Source organism: Pedobacter soli (assembly GCF_900101435.1).
Taxonomy (GTDB): domain Bacteria; phylum Bacteroidota; class Bacteroidia; order Sphingobacteriales; family Sphingobacteriaceae; genus Pedobacter; species Pedobacter soli.
The window spans coordinates 301,395-324,479 of sequence record NZ_FMZH01000004.1 but is presented as its reverse complement, the minus strand read 5'-3'; the positions used below and the strand labels follow the sequence as shown (position 1 = coordinate 324,479).

Genomic DNA, 23,085 nt, shown 5'->3' with positions numbered 1-23,085 from the left:
TCCATCTTTGTGGCGTAAAACAACAAAATCATGGATAACAAAATACTGAATAAATCGATCACCGTCAGGGAAATCATTTTCTTTGCTTTTCTTTTATTGTGCCTGCTACCCTTTATCTCTCCAGTAGTTGCACTTTTGATGGGAATTTTGGTCGCGCAATCAATCGGTCACCCGTTTTTACACCTTAACCATAAGGCTACCCATATTCTGCTGCAATTTTCGGTAGTGGGTCTCGGATTTGGCATGAACGTACAATCGGCGTTGCAGGCTGGTAAAAGCGGCTTTATGTTCACTGTTTTTTCGATATTAATCACACTCATGCTGGGTTATTTACTGGGCAGGCTTTTAAAGATAGAACGCAAGTCGGCTTTCCTGATCACAGTTGGAACCGCTATTTGTGGTGGAAGTGCTATTGCAGCTATATCGCCGGTAATTAAGGCCGAAGAAAAACAAATCAGCGTGGCTTTGGGCACCATTTTTATCCTTAATTCGGTTGCATTATTCATTTTCCCGCTTATTGGGCAAAGCCTGCAGCTTTCGCAGCAACAATTCGGGGTTTGGAGTGCTATTGCCATTCAAGATACGAGCTCGGTAGTGGGTGCGGCGAGTAAGTACGGTGCCCAGGCTTTGCAAATTGCCACAACAGTTAAATTAACCCGCGCCTTATGGATTATTCCGATTGCTTTGCTTAGCTCAGTGTTATTCAGGAATAAGGGCACTCAAATTAAAATTCCCTATTTTATTGGCTTATTTGTGCTGGCTATAGTGCTGAATACCTATTTTCCTTTTGTAAAGATTATTGGCAGCCAGATTGTACAGCTTTCTAAGATTGGGTTAACGCTTACCTTATTTCTGATTGGCTCTGGTTTATCCAAAGATGTATTTACTACAGTTGGTTTTAAACCTATTTTGCAGGGATTGGTTTTGTGGGTGATGATTTCGATACCTGCGTTGCTGGCGGTGATTTATCTATTGGGTTAACGAGTGTTTTCACCACATAAGACATGTAAGGGCATTTAAGTTTTACCTTTTACAGGATCGTCATTCCCGCGAAAGCGGGAATCTTAAAGCTTTGTCTAAGTTATTTTGCACCACCTAAGACATGTAAGAGCATTTAAGTTTTACCTGTTACGGGATCGTCATTCTCGCGAAAGCGGGAATCTTAATGCTTATGCCTGTGTTATTTTTTACCACCTAAGACACATAAGAGCATTTAAGTTTTACCTGTTCCAGAATCGTCATTCCTGCGAAGGGGGAATCTTAATGCTTATGCCTGAGTTATTTTTCACCACCTAAGACAGGTAAGAGCATTTAAGTTTTGATTTTATGAGGCTCAATTGTTCAACGAAGTCCTTCGACAGGCTCAGGATGACAACATAGTGGGAACCTAATCAAATACGTAAAGGATTGCCGCATGCAGCAATCCTTTACGTATTTACGATTAATTAAAAACGCTTAAGCCAGATCAAAACGATCTAAATTCATCACTTTGGTCCACGCGGCTACGAAATCTTTTATAAATTTCTGTTGTCCGTCTGCGCTGGCATAAACCTCGGCAATAGCCCTTAATTCGGCATTGGAGCCAAATACAAGGTCGGCGCGTGTGGCCGTCCATTTGGGTTGTCCGCTTTGGCGACTGCTGCCAATGTACAGTTCCCGGTCTTCAGAAGCAGCTTTCCAGGCAGTATTCATATCCAGCAGGTTTACAAAGAAATCGTTGCTTAACTGACCCGGATTTTGAGTAAAAACACCGTTTTTAGAGCCATCGAAGTTAATATCCAATACACGCAAACCACCAACCAACACTGTTAATTCAGGAGCAGTTAAGGTTAACAAATGTGCTTTATCGATCAGCAATTCTTCGGTAGCAACTGGAACCCTTGGGTTGCGGTAATTACGGAAACCATCTGCTGCCGGCTCAAGATATCCAAACGATTCTACATCGGTTTGTTCTTGTGAGGCGTCCATACGGCCTGCTGCAAATGAAATAGTTACTGCGTTATTTGCCGCACGCTCTACTCCAGCATTACCTGCCAATACAATTAAATCGGCCAGCGAAATCTGCTTATTATCGCTTTGGCTTGCATTAAAATCCCGCTGAATATTTTCTAACGCACCCAACACTTTTTGTAGCTGAGTCGGATTATTCACCTTCCAATCTTTTTGTGGCGCTAAGCGTATGCGGGCACCATTGGCGCCACCACGTTTATCCGATCCACGGAAAGTAGCTGCCGAAGCCCAGGCAGTACCAACCAATTCTGATGTAGTTAAACCTGATCCCAGAATTTTAGCTTTTAATGTTGCAACATCGATATCATTTACCAAAGGATGATTTACTGCCGGAATAGGATCTTGCCAAAGCAGTTCTTCCTGTGGTACATCAGCACCTAGGTAACGCTCACGCGGTCCCATATCCCGGTGTGTAAGCTTGTACCATGCCCGTGCGAAAGCATCAGCAAAGGAATCTGGATTTTCCAGAAAACCCCTCGATATTTTTTCGTAAGCGGGATCAAACCTTAAAGAAAGATCGGTGGTTAACATGGTTGGCAAATGTTTCTTTGCATTATCGTAAGCATCAGGAATAATCGCTTCGGCATTTTTAGCTACCCACTGATGTGCACCAGCCGGGCTTTTGGTTAACTCCCAATCGTAACCAAAAAGGTTTTCGAAGAAATTATTGCTCCATTTCGTTGGCGTAGTTGTCCAGATTACTTCCAGTCCGCTGGTGATGGTATCGGCACCTTTACCAGAACCAAAGCTATTGCTCCAGCCAAAACCCTGACTGGCAATGTCAGCTGCTTCAGGTTCCTTACCTACATTATCGGCAGAAGCAGCACCATGGGTTTTACCAAAAGTATGTCCACCGGCAATTAACGCTACAGTTTCCTCATCGTTCATGGCCATGCGACCAAAAGTATCGCGAATATCTTTAGCGGCTAAAACAGGATCAGGATTACCGTCTGGCCCTTCAGGATTTACATAAATTAGACCCATTTGCACTGCAGCAAGTGGTTTTTCGAGATTACGTGAATGCACATCGCCATCAGCATCATCGTCAGTTACCACTACGCCATGTGCTTTATCGGCACCGTCAGAGCCATGTGCGTAGCGTAAATCGCCACCCAGCCAGGTTGTTTCCGAACCCCAATACACTGATTCGTCTGCCTCCCAGGCATCCTCTCTTCCTCCGGCAAAGCCAAAGGTTTTAAAGCCCATCGATTCTAAAGCAATATTACCGGCCAGGATCATTAAATCGGCCCAAGAAACTTTGCGACCATACTTTTGTTTGATAGGCCACAGTAAGCGGCGCGCTTTATCTAAACTCACATTATCAGGCCAGCTGTTTAAAGGTGCAAAACGCTGTAATCCGGCACCTGCACCGCCCCGGCCATCGCCTACGCGGTAAGTACCTGCACTATGCCAAGCCATACGGATAAACAAACCACCATAATGCCCGAAATCTGCAGGCCACCAATCCTGCGAATCGGTCATTAGCGCATGTAAATCACTTTTTACAGCTTCCAGGTCTAAGCTTTTAAATGCTTCGGCATAATTAAAATCAGGGTCTGAAGGATTTGATAAAGCCGAATTCTGACGGAGAATATTAAGCTTCAATTGTTTTGGCCACCAGTTATTGTTACGGGTACCACCACCGCCTACATTGTGTTTCATGCTGCCGTTATGGAACGGGCATTTGCTGATATCGTTCGGGTCTTTTTCCATCTTTTATCTCAATTTGTTAGTTTAAATTTATGAACTGATATAAAATTAAGGGATTCCCATCAATAATCACAATCACATAATTCTATGCGTAAATAGTTAAAATCTATTATCCCTATTGAACCTTAATTTTCAGCTTTTTATGTATACCGATATAAAAATTAAGCATAAGATTATCAACTATTAAGCTTCCCAGCTGCGCATCTATCAGCCTTCATTGTAGCAAAAAGCTACCCTCTCTCGTTTCTATGCCGAAACAAAATCCCTATCTCTATTATGAAAGTAAAAGCGAATTATCTGAAGTGCATCTTAAGTGTTACCCTGCTCAGCATTGGCTTAACCGCCTGCAAAAAAGACAGCAACACCGATCAACCAGTGGCTACAACTGCAACCTTATCCTTCAACAACGGTCTCGACCTCACACCCAAACTCGATTTCTATGTAAACGGCACTAAAAAAGCCAGTCTGGATGCCCTGCTCCATAGCGATTACAGCGAAGTGCCTGAAGGAAAATTAACCATTAAGGTAAGCAACGCGGGTTCAACTACCGCACTTGCCACTACAGATTTTACCTTTACAGCCGGCCGTAATTACTCGGTGTTTGTATGTGGCACAACAAATGCTCCCACACTGGTTTTAGCAGAGGACAACCTCAACGCACCGTTAAAAGACAGCGGAAAAATCCGTTTTGTTAACTTAAGCCCAGGTACAAAAGGATTAGATTTAAACGTACGCGGTAAACAACCTGTATTCAGCAACCTGGCTTATAAAAGCGCTACCAATTTCGAAAACATGGCGGTAGCTACCGAAGTAAATTTCGACTTACGCGAAAATGGAAACACTCAGGTGATCAATAGCCTTGAAAAAGTAAAAATCGAAAACGGTAAAATTTATACCATTATTGCAACTGGTGACAGAAGCGAAAACAGCGCCAATGTTAAAATGACTGTGATTACGAATAAATAAAAAAATTAAAGCTTTGTCGTTCCTCCAGGCTGATCATTATTGCGGGGAGGGACGACGAAGCAATGACGATCCCCGACCTCCGTACATTACACTTCGCTTTATCACATTTCCTTTACAGAACAATCGGTAACATGTTGATTACGCGCCACAGCTTTTAAATACCTGTGCCGTACCTTTATAGCACACAAATGTATTTATGAAGCTTTATATGAAGTCGGCCTGGCTGCTGATTCTCTTTGCGGGATTTTTCGTCAACAGCTATGCCCAGAATTACTCAATTAAAGGAACGGTACTCGATACCGCCGGACTCCCCCTTCCGGGCGCGGTAGTCAGAATTAAATCCAAAACCGATAGCATTGGCGTTTCGGCCAATAATGATGGAACTTTTACCATTGGCAAAATTAAATCGAAACAGTTTACCCTTTCGGCGGCCTTTATTGGTTTTGATACCTTTAGCAAACAATATCAGATTGAAAAAGGCAATAGCCTTACGATTGAAAACATTAAATTAAAGCCCTCGTCCAATACGCTGGATGCAGTGGTGATTTCGGGTGTTCCACCTGTAAAAGTAACCGAAGATACCGTAAGTTTTAATGCCAAAGCCTTTCCGGTGCGCGATGGCGATGCTGTTGACGAAGTGCTGAAAAAACTGCCCGGCGTAAAAGTAGATAAAGACGGGAATGTAACCAGTCAGGGCTCGCCTATAACCAAAATACGGGTAAACGGAAAAGATTTCTTTGGAACGGATGTGGCTACAGCGATTAAAAACCTGCCGGCCGATATTATTAAAAACCTACAGTTTATTGATGATTACGGTGACCAGGCTAAACTGACGGGCATTAAAACCGGCGAACCAGAGAAAATATTGAACCTAACTATCCAGGAAGATAAGAAGAAAGGCTATTTCGCCCGTGCTTCGGCAGGTGTAGGTAATGCGGACCGTTATAATACCAGTATTAGAGGTAACAGCATGAAAGGCGAACGACAACTTTCGTTTGATGCGACATCGGCCAATGCCAATATGCGCGGTGGTGGCGGCGATGGGGTTACCACCCGGAATGCTGCCGGTTTAAACTTCAAAAACGAATTTAGTCCGAAACTTTCGCTTGATGCCGGCTACAATTTCAATAACGACCGCAACAATACCATCAGCAGCACTTATACACAGAATATTTTACAAGGCGATGGGCAAAACATCAGTCGTTTAGAAGATGCGCAAAACAATAACAAGAGTGATAATTACAGCCATTGGATGGGCGGCAACCTCGAGTATAAAATCGACACGATGAACTACTTGAAAATTTCGCCAAATTTTAACTACAACACCGGTATTGGCAACAGTACGGGAGGATCGCTGGTTACACAGGATACCTTATCTACCCGCCGCGAATCGACCAATGCAAACAGTTCGAACAGCTTTAGTGCCAAGGCGAATATTTTTTACAACCACAAATTCGCTAAAAAAGGCCGTAACCTGAGCAGCTGGAGTAACATCAACTATTCAAACAGTGGCAGCGACAGAAATGCTTACAACCAATATATTAATACCCACACCAGCAAAACAGATTCGTTGATCCAAAATCAATTGAATAATCAGGATAATAACAACTTCGGATTAAATTTTGGAGCATCGTATATGGAGCCGCTATGGCATAAAACCTTTATTGAGGTAAACTACAGCTGGAACCGCACCTCGACCAATAATGCCAAAGAAACTTACGATGTAACTGCAGGCAACCAGGTTTTTAACCCACAGCTCAGCAACATTTACGATTACCAGTTTGTAACCAACAAAGTAGGTATGAATTACCGTTACATAGGCGAAAAGCTGAACTATACGGTGGGAATCAATGCGCAACCTGCTGTTTTAACCGGACAAAACCTGAGCCGTGATGTTAAAACCGAGAACCGTACTTTTAATCTGATCCCTTCGGGCAGGTTTTCTTATAAATTTTCTAACCAGCAATCTATTGATGTAAATTACTGGGGCAGAAACAACCAGCCAGGCTTTTTGCAGTTACAACCCATTTCTGATAACTCCAACCTGCAAAACATCATTACAGGAAACCCCGATTTGAAGCCTGAATTTGTACACAGTGTGAATGCCCACTATAAACAGGCAGACTGGAATGCAGGTAAAGTGATTCTGGCAAATTTCAGATACGAAAGAACTGACAATAAAATTGTAACCACCAAAGCACGTGTACCCGGTACCGTAAATCAGTTAACAAGCTATACCAACACAGATGGTTATTACACCATACAAGGCGATTACAATATCAGCAAACCACTTTCGGCTGAACGTAAATTTACCATTGGTTATTCAGGTTCGGGACAATTGAATAACAATATTTCATTTACCGACGATAGCAGAATTGAGGCGAAAAACATTTCGTGGAGACAAGAACTGGAGTTCAGGGTTGATCTGAAAGACATTACGAATTTTGAACTGGAAACCTCTTATTCTCAAAACCTAACCAGCTATTCAAACACAACTTTTAGTAACCGCCAGTCGAACCGTTTTGAATATGGTATAGAGGGCCGGAATTACTTCTTTAAAGACCTAACCTTAGGCTACGATTTCAGCAAGCAGATTAATACCGGATTTGATAACGGATCGGTACGTAATCCTACCCTGCTTCGTCTCTCGATGGAATATAAATTTATGAAAAACGACATGGCTGCTATCCGTGTGGAAGGATTTGACCTTTTTAATCAGAATTCGGGGATATCGAGAGATGTATTTGATAACGTAATTGTCGATAAGCAGGTAAACCGCCTAGGTCGCTATTTTATGCTATCGCTGATTTACCGGGTACGCAAATTCGGCTAACTGATCACAGATTCAACAGGAAAGATTAAAGCTGTAGCTTGCCTTGTGGCAGGCTACAGTTGTTTAAATCGGGTATATTTTAGAATTATCCAGCACAACATTCAGCTTTAGGCGCCTTTTTTTGTGCCCAGACTTTCCATTAACTGATCGTAAAGATCGTCGCTCACTGCTTTTTGTGGTTTCATTTTCTTCACCGTAGCGCGCTTACCTTTGGCCTTAGCTTTAATAATTTTAAGCAGTTCATCGCTGTACTCATCTTTAAATGCGCCTAAATCAAAGGAGGAGCTGTATTGTTTAATTAAGGCCAGCCCTACATCCATTTCCTTTTTGGTGATGTTAATATCCCCTACCTTATTAATTTCAGACAAACTTCTGATTTCCTGCTGAAAGCGGATTTTAGTAATCACAATTACATCATCCATGGGATGAATAACACAAAGATTTTCAGTATTGCGCAAAACAAAGCGGGCCACACCGGCCTTTTTCGATTTCACCAGCGCCTTTAACAATAAAGCATAGGCTTTTCTCCCCTGCTTTTCGGGCTCCGAATAATACGATGTTTCGTAATATATGGGGTTAATATCCTGGATGTCGACAAAATTTTCGAGCTCGATAATCTTCGTTTTTTCGGGTGCCGCTTCTTCCAGGTCATGTTTATCTAAAACAATGTAACGGTCTTTCAAAAAATAACCTTTCACAATTTTATCAAAAGGTACCTCTTTGTGTGTTTTTTCATTAACCCTCAAAAACCTGATTTTTTCGTGGTCGCGCTCATCCAGCATATCTAAATCCAGGTGACTGTTTTCGACACCCGAAAATAACTTAACCGGAATATTAACCAGCCCAAATCCAATTGAACCTTTCCAGATTGATCTCATCTTAATAAATTTAACTTCACTACTAACAGTCTGGCAAAGCCGATTGTTTTGTGATCTCACTGGTTGGTGGCCCACCAACCAGCTTGTCTACTGGTCGGTGTCTCCACCGACCAGCCGAACCAACTTGTTTTGGTCGATGAGGACGGCTGACCGATAGCGTTTAATCTAATACGATCGTCATCCTGAACTTGTTTCAATACCTCTCGTTTTAATGGCCCTCGAGATTAAAGAGATGCTGAAACAAGTTCAGCATGACGTAATGGGGTGATAGAAACTTAGTGATCGTATTTCGGTTGGTGAGCCACCAACCGATGCGTTTAATCTCATACTTGTCTACTGGTCGGTGTCTCCACCGACCAGCCGAACCAACTTGTTTCGGTCGGTGAGGGCACCGACCGATAAGAATGAGTCTTTATTACCAAATTATTGAAATCGATCTTTAGCTTTTTTTATGGCCTTTTTCAGATCAATACCTTTACCCAGCACACCTTTAAAAAGATCGCCTTTTTCCTTTAATCTTTCCATGGTATTAAAAATGGTAAAATCTTTCATTTTCAAGCCTGGTTTAACTTCATCCCAATCTAATGGCATAGAAACCGTTGCACCTGGCTTTGGTCTTACCGAATACGGCCCTGCGATAGTTGCACCCGGACGGTTTTGTAAGAAATCGAGATACATTTTCCCTTTCCGGGCGGCAATGCTGCGTTCGAGTGTCGTAAACTCGGGCAAAGCGGCATGAACGGCTTCTACTATAATCCGCGCAAAAAGCTGTGTTTGTTCGTAGGTATATTTTGCCCCCATCGGAATATAGATGTGAATTCCGGTTGATCCCGAAGTTTTAGGAAAACTCGGCACATCAATAGCATCCAACACCTCTTTTACCTGAATTGCGGCTACAATTACCTGATCAAAATCCTGCTGATCGGGATCAAGGTCTATCACACAATAATCCGGATAATCGGGCTTTCTAGCGCGCGAAAACCAGGGATTGATTTCAATACAACCCAGCGACACCATCCACAAAAGCGTAGCCAGATCGTTGCCTAACAGATATTCCTTCTCTTCGCCATCGCCGGTTGAGTAAGGAAAAGTTTTGGCCCATTCAGGGGCCTTTCCCTTAACATCTTTCTGGTAAAACGGCTTTCCTTTTATCCCTCCCGGAAAACGGTTTAAAGATTGCGGTCTATCTTTTAAATAAGGCAACATATACTCCGATACTGCAGCATAATAATTTAACAAATCGCGTTTGGTAATGCCCTCGCCTGGCCAGTAAACTTTAGAAAGGTGATTAAATTCAAGCGTTTTGCCCTTTATTTTAAGCTCTTGCCTGTCGCCTTTGTCACTTAACAAGTTATCAGCATTCATTTTTGATATTTCTTTATTGTCTGAATTTTTATCATCAGCCTGCTTAACTATTTCTTTAACTGGTTCAGCTTCTTCCCTTATCACTTCTTTAGCCTTTTTATCCTCGCGCATCCCTTTGAACGAAGGATGCCTGAACACGCCATCGCTTGTAATTTCGGTAAACTCAACCTCCGCAACCAATACCGGTTTCATCCAGGTAATTTCTGCATCGGGTTGCATGTATTGAAATCGCGAACGCTTATTTACGTCCGGAATAACTTCAAAAGGACTCTTCCTCGTAATATAAGGTTCAAACAATTTCATCATCTCTTTTTGATCCTGATTAGAAAAGCCAGTACCCACCTTGCCGGCAAATGTTAATTTACCTTTTTTATACACTGCCAATATGAGCGAACTGAAAGATTTGGAAGTGTCTTTGTTTTTGGTAAAACCAGCAATCACGACTTCCTGCCTTTTATTGATTTTTATTTTTAGCCAGTCTTTTGATCTGCTGTTTATGCTATAAACGGAAGATTTACGCTTGGCCATGATTCCTTCCAGCCCGATCTTCTTAGCGGCCTCAAAAAATTCTGTTCCGTTGGTATCAAAAACTTTGGAAATGCGGATGCGATCGTTATTTTGAGGTAATATTTCATTCAATATCGCCTGTCTTTCAACCAGCGTAAGGCCGGTAAGGTCTTTCCCTTTATACCACAAAATATCGAAAACGCAATAAGTTAATGCGCCATCGGCTTCACTCCGCCAGTTCTGCAGTTGACCAAAATTCGAAATGCCTTTTTCATTCAGTACCAACACCTCTCCATCCAAAACGGCGTTTAGTTTCAGCGATTTTAAGAGTTCATGAACAGGATAAAACTTTTCGTTAAATGATTTTTTGTTTCTCGAAAGGAGTTCCACTTCATTTTTATTCAAGAAAGCAAGGGCGCGATAACCATCCCACTTCACTTCATACTGCCAGTCTGCATCATCAAAAGGACTATCAACCAAAGTGGCCAGCATCGGTTTTACCGCTTTAAAAATGGCCGTTTTAGGTGCTTCTTTAAGCAGTTTAGCCGGATCGGGATTTTCGTCCTGCAGATCAGCCAATTCCGGATCACTTTTAACTTTTTTTTTAGTCTTTACGGCTTTGGCCAGCTTTTCATCACTAATAGTTTGTGCTTTACCCGATTTCCATACCTTTTGACTGGTTTTCTCCATCACCGCAATGGTTTTTCCCGAAAGCACCGATTCATCCAGTTTGGTTACATCCTTTTTAGTGGCAAATTCATCATCATGTTTAATCAGCAGCCAGGCATTTTCGCCCATGCCATTGGTTTTTACCAATGCAAATTCCCCGTTTAATTTTTGCCCGTGTAAACGTACTTTAACGGAGCCTTTAGCCAATTCTTTAAGCAAATTATTTTCCTGTGCTTTTTTTCCTTTTATATCTTCTATCGTTTCGTACCAACCCTGATCCCAAACAATTACGGTTCCACCACCATATTCTCCTTTTGGAATAATGCCTTCGAAATTGCGGTAATCGAAAGGATGATCTTCTACCATCATGGCCAGGTGTTTAATTTTAGGATCGAGCGAAGGCCCTTTGGGTACCGCCCAGCTTTTTAAAACACCACCCATTTCCAAACGGAAATCGTAATGGAGTCTCGAAGCATCGTGCTTCTGAACCACAAACATTAACCTTTTGCTGTCTTTACTTATACCAGCCTTAGGTTCGGTGGTCTTTTTAAAATCGCGTTTTTGATTGTATGCCTGTAAACTCATTATCGTATATTTTAAACTGGCCGAAATACCTGCTAAAGAAACCTTTGTGAGCAGATATTGGTTTTTAAAATGTTATAATTCAATTTTCTGAGCAGTGTGAGCTGATTATTTAAACTGGTAAAAAATGACTATTTACTATTTTTTTACTCTTTTTTGCTCTTTTTTCACTAATTGTCTTTTTAATGTCATTTGAAGTTTATATCTTGAAAATCTAAACTAAAACTTCATGGATGACAGAACCAACCTAATCATCGGCGTATTCTCACTACTTTCTGGTTTCGGTATTTTGATCGAATTACTTCGTAACAAAGGCCGAGAAAGGCGGTTTTAAGTTTAAAGGGCCGAATAGATTAGTTTATTCGGCTCCAAAAACACTTTATTCTTCGTCTGATTAAGTTTCATCCATTTTCTGCTCCTCTCCTCCAAATCCATATCACAACACCCATTTCCTATAGTTTAAAGAAACAATCCTAATCCTCCTAAGGCGTAATGGTTTAGTCAATATTTGATTTTATAATTTTTTAAACGTACATATAACGTTTATTATTTATATCTTCATGGCAACCAAGTATAAATCAACCTCGCCATGAAAAAATCTTTCCGTTCTGGTTTTAATTATGTAACGCTAATTGTGCTCCTTATTTTTTTAACACACAGTTCGGGTGCGCAACAAAACTTTAATGCCGATAAACAACTATTTGATTACGGTTGGAAATTTACCCTGGCAAATCAATCAGACAATTACAGTGCCCCTGCTTTTGACGATCGAAACTGGCGCGGGCTCGATTTGCCCCACGACTGGAGCATTGAGGGTAAAATGGAAGCCAAAAATCCAATGGGCAACGATGGTGGTTATTTCCCGGCGGGGATTGGCTGGTACCGTAAAACATTTTCTTTACCCGCCAGTGCAAAAAATAAACGCTTATCTGTTTATTTTGAAGGGGTTTATATGAATGCCGAAGTTTTCATCAATGGCAAATCGCTGGGCGTTTATCCTTACGGTTATTCAGCTTTCAGTTACGATTTGAGTCCTTACTTGAAATATGGCGCTAAAAATACCATCGCCGTTAGGGTGGATAATGCTCAGCAGAAAAACTCACGCTGGTATAGCGGATCAGGAATTTACCGTCATGTGTGGCTGGTGAGTAAAGATCCGGTTCACATCGATCAATGGGGCGTTTTTATTACTACACCAAAGGTAAGCAGCAACAAAGCCACCGTTCAGGTAGCAGCTAAACTTAAAAATGATACCGATATGCCTAAAAATGTTGCCTTATCTATTTCGCTCTTTGATAAAACCCACAAAAAAGCAGCTACAAAGATTGTTCAGGTTAACATTGAGCCCAATAGTTTTAAGGAGGTAACTGAACAAATTGAAGTGAAAAATCCAGACTTATGGGCTATTCAAACACCAGATTTATATCAGGCGCAGGTTGAGATCAGGGCAGCCAAAAACGTACTCGACAAGATAACTCAACCCTTTGGCATCCGCTCCATACATTTCAGTGCTACCAAAGGATTTGAACTGAATGGCCAAAACATCAAACTAAATGGTGGTTGTGTACATCACGATAATGGCAGTTTGGGTGCAGCAGCCTTTGATCGTGCCGAGGAAAGAAAAGCTGAGCTGTTAAAATCCGCAGGATTTAATGCCGTTCGTACTTCACATAATCCACCATCAGAAGCATTTTTAGCAGCCTGTGATAAACTGGGGCTCCTGGTAATTGATGAAGCCTTTGATGGCTGGCGTACGGGCAAAAACAAATATGATTATGCTTTATATTTTAACGATTGGGCAGAACGCGATGTAGCCGCAATGGTTAAACGCGATCGTAACCATCCCTCAATCATTATGTGGAGCATTGGTAATGAAATCATAGAGCGAAAAGAACCGCAGGCTATTGAAACTGCCAAACTCCTTTCAGGCTATGTAAAAAAACATGACAGCACAAGACCGGTAACTTCGGCCATGACCACCTGGGATAAAGATTGGGCCATGTTTGATCCCCTGATGGCAGCGCACGATGTAGCCGGATACAATTACCAATTGCATCATGCAAAGGCAGATCATGAGCGGGTTCCCTCACGCATTATTGTACAAACAGAATCTTATCCCAGAGATGCCTTTGCCAACTGGGCGCTGGTACAGCAAAACAGCTACATTATCGGCGATTTTGTTTGGACGGCTATGGATTATTTGGGCGAATCGGGTATTGGACGCTATTTTTACCCCGGAGAATTAGAAGGGCAACATTGGGAACGCGATCTTTTTCCGTGGCATGGCGCCTACTGTGGCGATATTGACTTAACGGGCTGGCGAAAACCCATTTCGCACTACCGGAGCATGCTGTACAATGATAATGAACAAATTTACCTAGCAGTAAAAGAGCCAAATCCACTTAATGGAGGTGCAATTAAAGAAACCATGTGGTCGGTTTGGCCCACCTGGGAAAGCTGGACCTGGCCGGGTTACGAAGGCAAAGCAATACAGGTAGAAATTTATGCCAAATACCCCGCTGTACGCCTTTACCTCAACAACAAGCTAATCGGCGAAAAGGAAACTACCGCAAAACAGGAGTTTAAGGCTGTATTTTCGGTTCCATATCAATCTGGCGAGCTAAAAGCTGTAGGTGTAGTTAACGGAAAAGAAACAACAGCCTCAATTTTGAAAACTTCAGCAGCGGCTTATAAAATCAGGTTAAAGGCTGACAGAATTAAATTATGGGCCACCGGACAAGACCTTTCTTTTATCACTGCAGAAATAGTAGATAAGGATGGAAATATAAAACCTGATGCAAGCAATACGCTGACTTTTAAATTAACGGGGGCAGCAAGCCTGGCAGCCACAGATAATGCCAATCTGAAAGATATTACACCTTATCCTTCGAATATCAGAAAGGCCTGGAATGGTCGGGCTTTGGCTATTGTAAAGAGCACGCACATTACCGGAAATATTAAGATGCAGGTGAGTTCGCCAGGACTTCCGGATGCATTTTTAGATCTAACTTCTATTCGTAAAAGTATCAAATGAGCATATCAAAGCTTCAACAGTAACACTTATAATACCCCATAAATTCGTTTTGTAAATTAATTTTGACTATATTGTAATATCCTTAAAATATTCCCCCCGGAGGCGGAGGATTTATCTTTTTCGGAGGACTACGCATGAAAAAGATATTTCTATATGAGCCCGACGTGGCTATTTTCGAAATTATTAGTCTGATATTAACCGAAGAGGGCTGTCAGGTAAAAAATCTTCCTTACTGGGATAGCGATTTAACTACTGCGGTGGTAAGCTATACACCAGATTTGGTAATAATGGATTGTTTTCAAGACTTGCTCCGGCCGGCCAGATTATGTAGATTAATCAGCGTTTTATGTCCTCAAACCGGCCTTATTGCCACAAGCTGTAATCCGGATATAGATTTGACTTACCGTAAAATGGGTTTCGACACCTATTTACGCAAACCTTTTGATATAGCGCAGCTAACCAAACTGGTAAGCCGGTATGTAACACAAACTGCGGGTTGTTAGATCATTGCCATTATCTTTTTATAAGCAACATGGAGCAATCTGCCTCAGTAAGCTATATCTACGCTTCAGCGGTAAAGAAAACCACCAGAGCAGAAAAAAAAGCAGATATCAGCCAAAAAAAACGAAATTTGGATTCAGATAAATGATTTGCCAATCGGTAATTGAGGTATCCTGCAATTATCAGTTGTGGTAATGAACTGATATCGGCATCATTATGAAGATAATTGACATCTATTTTAGTAATAAAGGCAAACGAATCATGATCGTGATTTTTGCTTTTATTATGTTTTACCTGGTATCTTATGTACTCAATCCCTATTCGAGGTGGTGGGTAGAATATATCAATTCATCATACTATGAAATTCTGGGCGAAATGACTATCACCTTCTTATTCTGTGTGATTATGTCAGAATCGAGCATTTTTATGCATAAGCTGCTAAATAAACGCTTTCCCTGGACCCAGGCTCCGCTTAAACGACTTTCGATAGAAACCATTGCCAATATTATATTGGTACTGATTCTTATTTTTTTTCAGGTTTTAATCCATATTGCCTTAAGTGGTGAAGAGAAAAGGGAAATGTCTCCGCAAGACCTCACTGATTTTGCCCAGTTTATTGTGGTAAGCATACTCATTGGATTAATGATTAGCGGAATCAATACAGGCAATTTCCTGATCATGAACTGGAAAAGTTCGGCGATGGAAGCACTTGAAAATAAAGTAAAAGCAGCACAGCACGAACAAGCTGCTGCCGAAGCCGAACTACTGGCCTTGAAACTGCAAATCGACCCTCATTTTGTTTTTAATAACCTGAGCGTACTTTCCGAATTGATACTTGAAGACCAGCAACTGGGTTATGAATATGCCGAAAACTTCTCCAAAGTGTATCGCTACCTCTTACTCAATGCCAAAAAAGATCTTATTAGCCTGGCCGACGAGATTAAATTCATCCATGCCTATATTTTCCTGCTACAGCAAAGAGCTGGCACAGGTGTTCAGTTTAATATTGAAATTGATCCGGCATTGAACCACCTGCGTATACCACCATTAACTTTACAGCTGCTGATTGAAAATGCGTTAAAACACAATAAATTACTGAAAGACGACCCTTTAAAAATTTCAATAAAAGGTACCGATTCTGAAGAATTAACGGTTAGTAATGGAATTAAAGCACTGGACAGGAAACCAGTTTCAGCGGGTATTGGTCTGGATAATATTAAAAAGAGATATCGGTTACTGGGGAAAGCCTTACCCACAATTGTACAAGATTCGCAGCAGTTTACGGTAATTGTTCCACTTATTAAATTATGATTAAAAATATTCTAATCGTTGAAGATGAAAAACCAAATGCCGATCGTTTAAAAAGATTGATTGGCATTGTACGTCCAGATATTGCTATTTTGGACGTATTGGGGAGCGTATCTGAAAGTATGGCCTGGTTATTAAAAAATGATTGTCCAGACCTGATTATGATGGATATCCGACTATCAGACGGCTTGAGTTTTGAAATTTTAGAGCAAACTAATCTTAAATGTCCGATTATTTTCACCACGGCCTATGATGAATATGCGGTGAGGGCATTTAAATTCAACAGTGTCGATTACATTCTGAAACCGATTGATCAGGATGAACTGGCATTGGCTATTGAGAAAGTGGAGGAGCGAAATTTACCAGACCCGATGATTGCAGTTCAAAATCTGCTTAACCATTTAGATCGCAAGGCTTATAGAAGTCGTTTTCTTCTTCCCTATCGTGATGGTTTTAAAACGCTTTTGGTAAATGAGGTTGCTTATTTTTATGTTGAATTAAAAATTACAAGGGCGTTTTTGAATAATTCTACTGAAGAAAACCTGGGCCAAACTCTGGAAGAGCTGGAACAACAGCTCGATCCTAAACAATTTTTCAGGGCTAACCGCCAGTTTATCATCAACATTGATGCGGTACAAAACATCCACAATTATTTTAATGGCAAACTAAAAATTAAGCTAAAGCACAATCCGGAAGCCGAGGTAATTGTTAGCCGCGAAAAGGCGCAGCAATTTAGAAACTGGATGGATTATTAATTAAAGAATAACCACACAAAGGACTTTCTTTTAACCAAAAACCGCGCTTCGTACTATTAGCCAATTGCCCGATCCTGCCGCATAGTTTCAGCCATTGTTTCCTACGATTCAGCAGCAAATTCTTCCGTTTCGGTCAATTATTCAGCCTCGCGCGTTTAATTTCTTTGTCTTTTTGCCATATAATCAAATCTTAAAAAAGAATGGCAATAACTTATAAGCAAATAAAAGCTAGCCTGTACAACATTTTAGCAATAAGCACCATTGCTTTAGTGGCCGCCTGTGGCACTAGCGCAAACGATAATGTAATGCAACAGGAAGCCAGCCCCGAAGTAGAATTTATTACTTTAAGTACAGGAAATGCGGGTATAGAAAAAAAATATCCCGGTACTATTGAAGGCAAAGTAAATGTTGACATTAAAGCACAGGCTACAGGGTATCTGGCTGCTATATATGTAAAAGAAGGCGATTACGTTAAAAGCGGACAAACGCTTTTCCGCATTAAAGGTGATGCACTAAATGCACAAATAAGCAATAGCGAGGCTGCTTTGAGTGCGGCTCTGGCCAATCAGGCGACGGCAAAACTAGAGGTTGAAAAAACAAAACCTTTAGTAGCAGGCAAAGTAGTTACCGATATACAGCTGCAAACTGCCGAATCGAACTTTAAAGCCACTGTAGCCGCTGTTGCGCAGGCTAAGGCAGCCCTTAAAGCTGCTCAAATTAATGCCGATTTTTCGGTAATAAAAGCACCTGTTAGCGGTTATATTGGCCGTATTCCTAACCGGATTGGTAATTTGGTGACCCCTGCTGATACAAATCCAATGACAACGCTTTCTGAAATCGATGAAGTATATGTTTATTTTGCCATGAGCGATGCCGATTATCTGCGCATACTTAAAGCGGGTAAAAGCAATAGCGAAAAAATAACCGGGGTTGACCTTATTCTTTCTGATGGAACTTTATATGGGATAAAAGGAAAATTAGAAACCGCAAGTGGAAATATCGACAGAACGACCGGAACCATTTCTATGAAAGCTATTTTCCCTAATCCAGATAAATTTCTACGCTCAGGTGGCTCGGTACGCGTAGTAATTAATACCGCACTCAGCTCGGTTATGACTATCCCAATGGCCAGTGTTAAAGATATACAGGATAAGTTTTTTGTATACACCCTCGGCGATAGCAATAAAGTGAACATGCAGCCCATGGAAATTGCCGGCAAATCAGGTCAAAATTACCTGGTTAAAAGCGGACTAAAATCGGGCGATCGGATTGCAACAAACAATATCGAAATCCTGGCGCAGGGAATGGTTGTTAAGCCAAAAGTTGCCAGGCCCTAGCGCAATCATATCCAATATTAAATTTTAGAATTTATTTTATGTTAAAGAATATAATCGATAGACCAGTAATGGCTACCGTAATCTCTATTGTGCTCGTTATTTTGGGTATAATTGGTTTGACCAGATTATCGGTAACCCGTTTTCCGGATATTTCGCCTCCTACGGTTTCGGTAAGTGGCTCTTATCCTGGCGGCAATAGCGAAGCGGTAATCAGATCGGTGGTAACACCTTTAGAAGAACAGATTAACGGTGTAGAAGACATGCAGTATATCAAATCTACTGCAAGTAACGATGGGTCATTTTCCATAAGCATTATTTTTAAGCAAGGTGTAAATGTTGATCAGGCCGCTGTAAATGTACAAAACAGGGTACAGCAGGCTACGCCAAAGCTTCCTCAGGAAGTAATCAGGATGGGGCTTACCACTTCTAAGCAACAAAACAGCATGATTATGATCTTCAACCTGTATAGCGAAGACCATGCAAAATATGATGAATTGTTTTTGCAGAATTATGCCAACATTAACCTTATTCCGCAAATTAAACGTGTACCAGGTGTAGGCCAGGCACAGGTTTTCGGAGCGAAAGATTATTCGATGAGAATTTGGTTAAATCCGCAGAAAATGGCGAATGCAGGCCTGGTTCCGGCTGATATTAAAGCAGCAATTGCCGATCAGAGCTTAGAAGCAGCCCCAGGAAAACTGGGAGAAGAATCAGACGCTGCACTTGAATATGTGATGCGTTACAAAGGCAAGAAAAACCTGCCCGAACAGTACGAAAACATGGTGATAAAAAACCAAAAAGGCAATGTACTGCGTTTAAAAGAAGTAGCCAGGGTAGAATTTGGTTCCATTTCTTACAGTGGAGATAATAAATCGAACGGAAAAAACGCGGTTACACTGGCCATTTTACAAACTACCGGTTCTAATGCCAACGAAATAGAAATTGGTGTAAGGGCTGAGCTTGAGCGATTATCGAAATCTTTTCCTCCGGGTATTAAATATTATACCTTAATGAGCACCAAAGAACGTTTAGATGAAGCTACAGGTCAGGTTAAATCGACATTGATAGAAGCATTTATATTGGTATTTATTGTTGTATTTCTTTTCCTTCAGGACTGTAGATCGACCATTATACCAGCCATTGCGGTTCCGGTGGCCATTATTGGTACTTTTTTCTTCCTGCTTGTATTTGGCTTTACCATTAATATTCTAACCCTTTTTGCACTGGTGCTGGCCATAGGTATTGTTGTAGATGATGCCATTGTGGTGGTAGAGGCAGTACATAAAAAGATGGAGGGTTCGGATATGACCGGGCGCGAAGCCACACGTTCGGCCATGAGCGAAATTACGGGTGCCGTAATATCCATCACCCTGGTTATGTCGGCAGTATTTATTCCCATTGGCTTTATGACCGGATCTGCCGGAATATTTTACAAGCAATTTGCTTATACGCTGGCCATTTCTATCATTATTTCGGCAGTTAACGCGTTAACGCTAACCCCTGCCCTTTGTGCACTTTTTTTAAAGAACAATCATAATGGGCATGACCAGCATAAAAAGCAAAAACAAAATTTTTCGCAACGCTTCTTTACTGGTTTCAATTCAGCTTTTAACCGGTTAACAAACCGGTACACCGATGGTTTAAAATTCCTGACGAGATATAAGTGGTTTGCTGGCGGATTAACCCTGGCAATTATCGCTCTTGCAGGCTGGATGATGATGACGACCCCTAAAAGTTTTGTACCGATGGAAGATGATAGCTTTATTGTATATAGTTTAAGCATGCCTGCCGGAACAGCGTTAAACCGTACAACAGCCACAGTTGCTAAAATCGACAAGCTGTTAAAAGAGGTAGAAGCTGTTGACAATAATACCAATATTACTGGTTTTAACATCCTGAGCAATAGTGCAGGTCCATCATACGCCATGGGTTTTGTAAAGCTTAAAGCGCCTAAAAACCGTGGTGCCGTTAAGGATATTGATGCCGTAATGGGAATTATTACAGGTAAGCTGGCCTCGGTAAAAGACGGACAGGTTATGGCCTTCCGTATGCCTCCTGTTGAAGGTTTTGGAACAACCGCTGGTGCAGAAATTGTGCTGCAGGATAGACTTGGCCGCAATATGGCTTCCTTAAAATCGCAGGCCGATAAATTAATCGGTCAGATTATGCAGCAACCGGGTGTTCAGTATGCTTACACCACATTCAGGGCCGATTACCCGCAACTGGAACTTGAGGTTGATGAAGATAAAGCCAAACAAATGGGTGTTAGCATTGCCGGATTGCTGGATGCTGTGCAGGTTTACTTTGCAGGCGATCAATCTGCAGATTTTTCGAGATTTGGAAAATTTTACCGGGTAAGTATTAAAGCGGATGGTATTTTCAGGACAGATGAAGATGCTTTTAACGAAATATTTGTTAAGAATGACCAGGGCGAAATGGTTGCTGCAAAAGCTTTGCTTTCCTTACAAAAAGTGTATGGTCCGGAATCGGTAAACAGGTACAACCTGTACAATGCCGTTACCATTAACGTAAGTGCTGCCCCGGGTTTCAGTAATGGCCAGATTATGGAAACACTGGAGAAAGTATTAAATAAGCTCCCATCCGATTACAGCTACGAATGGACAGGACTGAGTTTGGAAGAAAAAGCATCAGGCAACCAAACCGTAATGATATTTGGCCTGTGTTTATTGTTTGTCTACTTCCTGCTGGCTGCCCAATATGAAAGTTATCTGTTGCCATTGGCGGTATTACTATCTATACCAACAGGTGTAATTGGTGCTTTTGCCGGTATAAAACTGGCTGGTTTAGACAATAATATTTATGTGCAGGTTGGTTTAATTATGCTGGTTGGTTTGCTGGCAAAAAATGCAATCTTAATCGTCGAATTTGCAGTACAACGCCGTCAGTCAGGCCTTTCTATAGTTGAAGCTGCTTATGAAGGTGCAAAAGAAAGATTGCGCCCGATTATCATGACTTCATTAGCTTTTATCGCGGGAATGATTCCCCTGATGACTGCTACCGGAGGAACTGCTACCGGAAATAAATCAATCAGTTTTGGTGCGGCATTCGGTATGTTTAGCGGGGTAATTTTAGGATTATTCATCATCCCTATGCTGTTTATGCTCTTCCAGTTCCTTCAGGAGAAAGTTTCGCGCAAAACTCAAATACAAAAAGCAGACATCGTATCATGAAAACAACATTAAAACATCTTATACCTGCACTGGTTATTGTTACTTTACTGGCATCATGTGCCGTAGGTGGCAAATATAGCCGACAAACGCTTTCAACGCCAGCGCAATACCGGAATCAGATTAGCTTAACCGGCGATACAGTGCTGCTTCCGTGGAAATCTTTTTTTAAGGAGCCCCAACTCAATCTGCTTATTGAAAACGCCCTTAATAAAAACAGCGAAGTGGCTACTGCCTTGTTAACTATGGAACAACTTGATCTGGCTTTTAAACAAGCCAAACTATCTATATTGCCAACACTTAACCTCGCAGTAAGTGCAAACCGCAGTTTTCAATCTAAAAACTCACTCAATGGTTCACTTTCAGGCCAGTTTGTAAGCACCAGTTATATCGATGATTACAATGCCAATTTACAATTGGCCTGGGAAGCCGACATTTGGGGAAAGGCTGCGATGCGCAAAAGTGGTGCAATGGCAGAGTACCTGGCTCAAAAAGAAAATATTGCCGCAGTAAAAACCAAAATTATAGCACAGGTTGCCAAGGCTTATTATAACCTGATTGGCCTTGATGAGCAATTACGCATAGCGAAAAGAAATGTACAATTAAGCGACAGTACGCTTAGCATGCTAAACCTGCAATACCGTGTCGGGCAGGTAAACTCGCTGGCAGTTGAGCAGGTTAAAGCACAGCAAAAAACAGCTGAACTTTTAGTCCCACTTGTGCAAAAAAATATAGAGATGCAGGAGCATGCGCTTAGCATATTGTGTGGAGAATATCCCGATGCGGTAAAACGCTCGGGTACATTAGCCAGTGTGGCTCCGAATGCCATTTTTGCAACAGGTGTTCCGGCCATGCTTTTATCGCGCAGGCCTGATTTAAAAGCAGCCGAATTGCTGGTAAGGTCGGCAAATGCTAAAACCAGATTAGCCAAAGCAGCCATGTATCCGGCAATAAGCCTTTCAGCACAATCGGGATTAAATGCGTTCAATATCAAAAACTGGTTTAATATTCCGGGTTCAATATTCAATACTCTTGCTGCGAACCTGGCTCAACCTGTTTTTCAGAAAGCAGAATTAAAAACAGCTTATCAAACTGCGCTCCTTGAACAGCAAAAATCGGTTATAACATTTAAACAAACCATGTTAACAGCTGTTGCTGAAGTTTCTGATGCCATGAGCCAATCGGTACATGCAGACGAAAGGCTGGCTTTGATTGATGCTAAATCTGCCTCTTTAAACAGGGCTAATAAAGATGCCTTATTGCTTTATAAAAGTGGCATGGCCACCTATCTCGAGGTTATTACAGCACAAAATAATGCCTTGCAAAACGATCTGGAAGCCATTTCAATAAAACAGGAAAAGCTTAGCGCCCTAACTGATCTGTACCGGGCACTGGGTGGCGGAATAGAATAACCAAATGGTTCAATTAAAATGGGATAAATC

13 protein-coding genes are annotated in these 23,085 nt (G+C 41.5%); 10 read left to right on the top strand and 3 right to left on the bottom strand.

Features of this window, described 5'->3' with window-relative positions:
* The first annotated feature begins 30 nt into the window (after positions 1–30).
* Positions 31–981: a YeiH family protein gene (locus BLR37_RS10890; RefSeq protein ID WP_090768427.1), complete on the top strand. Its 951-nt coding sequence runs from the start codon at positions 31–33 to the stop codon at positions 979–981.
* Between the two features lie 474 nt (positions 982–1,455).
* On the opposite strand, the gene katG is transcribed toward BLR37_RS10890, so the two are convergent.
* Positions 1,456–3,723: a catalase/peroxidase HPI gene (katG, locus tag BLR37_RS10885; protein WP_090768423.1), complete on the bottom strand. Its 2,268-nt coding sequence runs from the start codon at positions 3,721–3,723 to the stop codon at positions 1,456–1,458.
* Positions 3,724–3,996: 273 nt separating this feature from the next.
* Between katG and BLR37_RS10880 the strand changes: the two genes are divergently transcribed.
* Positions 3,997–4,686: a DUF4397 domain-containing protein gene (locus BLR37_RS10880; RefSeq protein ID WP_090768420.1), complete on the top strand. Its 690-nt coding sequence runs from the start codon at positions 3,997–3,999 to the stop codon at positions 4,684–4,686.
* Between the two features lie 196 nt (positions 4,687–4,882).
* On the top strand, positions 4,883–7,519 hold the full coding sequence (locus BLR37_RS10875; protein WP_090768417.1) for a TonB-dependent receptor: 2,637 nt from the start codon (positions 4,883–4,885) through the stop codon (positions 7,517–7,519).
* 107 nt (positions 7,520–7,626) lie between these two features.
* Here BLR37_RS10875 and ku read toward each other — a convergent pair whose 3' ends face one another.
* A complete protein-coding gene (ku, locus tag BLR37_RS10870; RefSeq protein ID WP_090768414.1) occupies positions 7,627–8,397 on the bottom strand; it encodes a non-homologous end joining protein Ku in 771 nt (256 codons plus the stop codon).
* 423 nt (positions 8,398–8,820) lie between these two features.
* Positions 8,821–11,523 carry a DNA ligase D gene (gene ligD / locus BLR37_RS10865; protein WP_090768412.1) on the bottom strand — a complete coding sequence of 901 codons (2,703 nt, stop codon included), beginning with the start codon at positions 11,521–11,523 and terminating at the stop codon, positions 8,821–8,823.
* A 586-nt stretch (positions 11,524–12,109) separates the two neighbouring features.
* Between ligD and BLR37_RS10860 the strand changes: the two genes are divergently transcribed.
* From BLR37_RS10860 to BLR37_RS10830, 7 genes are all read left to right on the top strand, one after another.
* On the top strand, positions 12,110–14,554 hold the full coding sequence (locus tag BLR37_RS10860; protein ID WP_090768409.1) for a glycoside hydrolase family 2 TIM barrel-domain containing protein: 2,445 nt from the start codon (positions 12,110–12,112) through the stop codon (positions 14,552–14,554).
* Positions 14,555–14,688: 134 nt separating this feature from the next.
* Positions 14,689–15,057: a DNA-binding transcriptional response regulator gene (locus BLR37_RS10855; protein ID WP_090768407.1), complete on the top strand. Its 369-nt coding sequence runs from the start codon at positions 14,689–14,691 to the stop codon at positions 15,055–15,057.
* Positions 15,058–15,271: 214 nt separating this feature from the next.
* The gene (locus tag BLR37_RS10850; protein WP_039472257.1) at positions 15,272–16,366 is read left to right on the top strand and encodes a sensor histidine kinase; all 1,095 of its coding nucleotides are present in this window, start codon (positions 15,272–15,274) and stop codon (positions 16,364–16,366) included.
* Complete coding sequence (locus BLR37_RS10845) at positions 16,363–17,118, top strand: LytR/AlgR family response regulator transcription factor (protein ID WP_090768404.1); 756 nt, start codon at positions 16,363–16,365, stop codon at positions 17,116–17,118. The genes BLR37_RS10850 and BLR37_RS10845 overlap by 4 nt, the downstream gene beginning before the upstream one ends.
* Before the next feature lie 200 nt (positions 17,119–17,318).
* Positions 17,319–18,455 carry an efflux RND transporter periplasmic adaptor subunit gene (locus BLR37_RS10840; protein WP_090768401.1) on the top strand — a complete coding sequence of 379 codons (1,137 nt, stop codon included), beginning with the start codon at positions 17,319–17,321 and terminating at the stop codon, positions 18,453–18,455.
* A 38-nt stretch (positions 18,456–18,493) separates the two neighbouring features.
* Positions 18,494–21,646: an efflux RND transporter permease subunit gene (locus BLR37_RS10835; protein ID WP_090768398.1), complete on the top strand. Its 3,153-nt coding sequence runs from the start codon at positions 18,494–18,496 to the stop codon at positions 21,644–21,646.
* On the top strand, positions 21,643–23,055 hold the full coding sequence (locus BLR37_RS10830; RefSeq protein ID WP_208599635.1) for an efflux transporter outer membrane subunit: 1,413 nt from the start codon (positions 21,643–21,645) through the stop codon (positions 23,053–23,055). The genes BLR37_RS10835 and BLR37_RS10830 overlap by 4 nt, the downstream gene beginning before the upstream one ends.
* Positions 23,056–23,085: the final 30 nt, after the last annotated feature.

What these genes read in the sequence shown, in the direction of transcription:
- BLR37_RS10890 (WP_090768427.1), top strand. Translation starts at nt 31, where the DNA reads ATGGATAACAAAATACTGAATAAATCGATCACCGTCAGGGAAATCATT.
- katG (WP_090768423.1), bottom strand. Translation starts at nt 3,723, where the DNA reads ATGGAAAAAGACCCGAACGATATCAGCAAATGCCCGTTCCATAACGGC.
- BLR37_RS10880 (WP_090768420.1), top strand. Translation starts at nt 3,997, where the DNA reads ATGAAAGTAAAAGCGAATTATCTGAAGTGCATCTTAAGTGTTACCCTG.
- BLR37_RS10875 (WP_090768417.1), top strand. Translation starts at nt 4,883, where the DNA reads ATGAAGCTTTATATGAAGTCGGCCTGGCTGCTGATTCTCTTTGCGGGA.
- ku (WP_090768414.1), bottom strand. Translation starts at nt 8,397, where the DNA reads ATGAGATCAATCTGGAAAGGTTCAATTGGATTTGGGCTGGTTAATATT.
- ligD (WP_090768412.1), bottom strand. Translation starts at nt 11,523, where the DNA reads ATGAGTTTACAGGCATACAATCAAAAACGCGATTTTAAAAAGACCACC.
- BLR37_RS10860 (WP_090768409.1), top strand. Translation starts at nt 12,110, where the DNA reads ATGAAAAAATCTTTCCGTTCTGGTTTTAATTATGTAACGCTAATTGTG.
- BLR37_RS10855 (WP_090768407.1), top strand. Translation starts at nt 14,689, where the DNA reads ATGAAAAAGATATTTCTATATGAGCCCGACGTGGCTATTTTCGAAATT.
- BLR37_RS10850 (WP_039472257.1), top strand. Translation starts at nt 15,272, where the DNA reads ATGAAGATAATTGACATCTATTTTAGTAATAAAGGCAAACGAATCATG.
- BLR37_RS10845 (WP_090768404.1), top strand. Translation starts at nt 16,363, where the DNA reads ATGATTAAAAATATTCTAATCGTTGAAGATGAAAAACCAAATGCCGAT.
- BLR37_RS10840 (WP_090768401.1), top strand. Translation starts at nt 17,319, where the DNA reads ATGGCAATAACTTATAAGCAAATAAAAGCTAGCCTGTACAACATTTTA.
- BLR37_RS10835 (WP_090768398.1), top strand. Translation starts at nt 18,494, where the DNA reads ATGTTAAAGAATATAATCGATAGACCAGTAATGGCTACCGTAATCTCT.
- BLR37_RS10830 (WP_208599635.1), top strand. Translation starts at nt 21,643, where the DNA reads ATGAAAACAACATTAAAACATCTTATACCTGCACTGGTTATTGTTACT.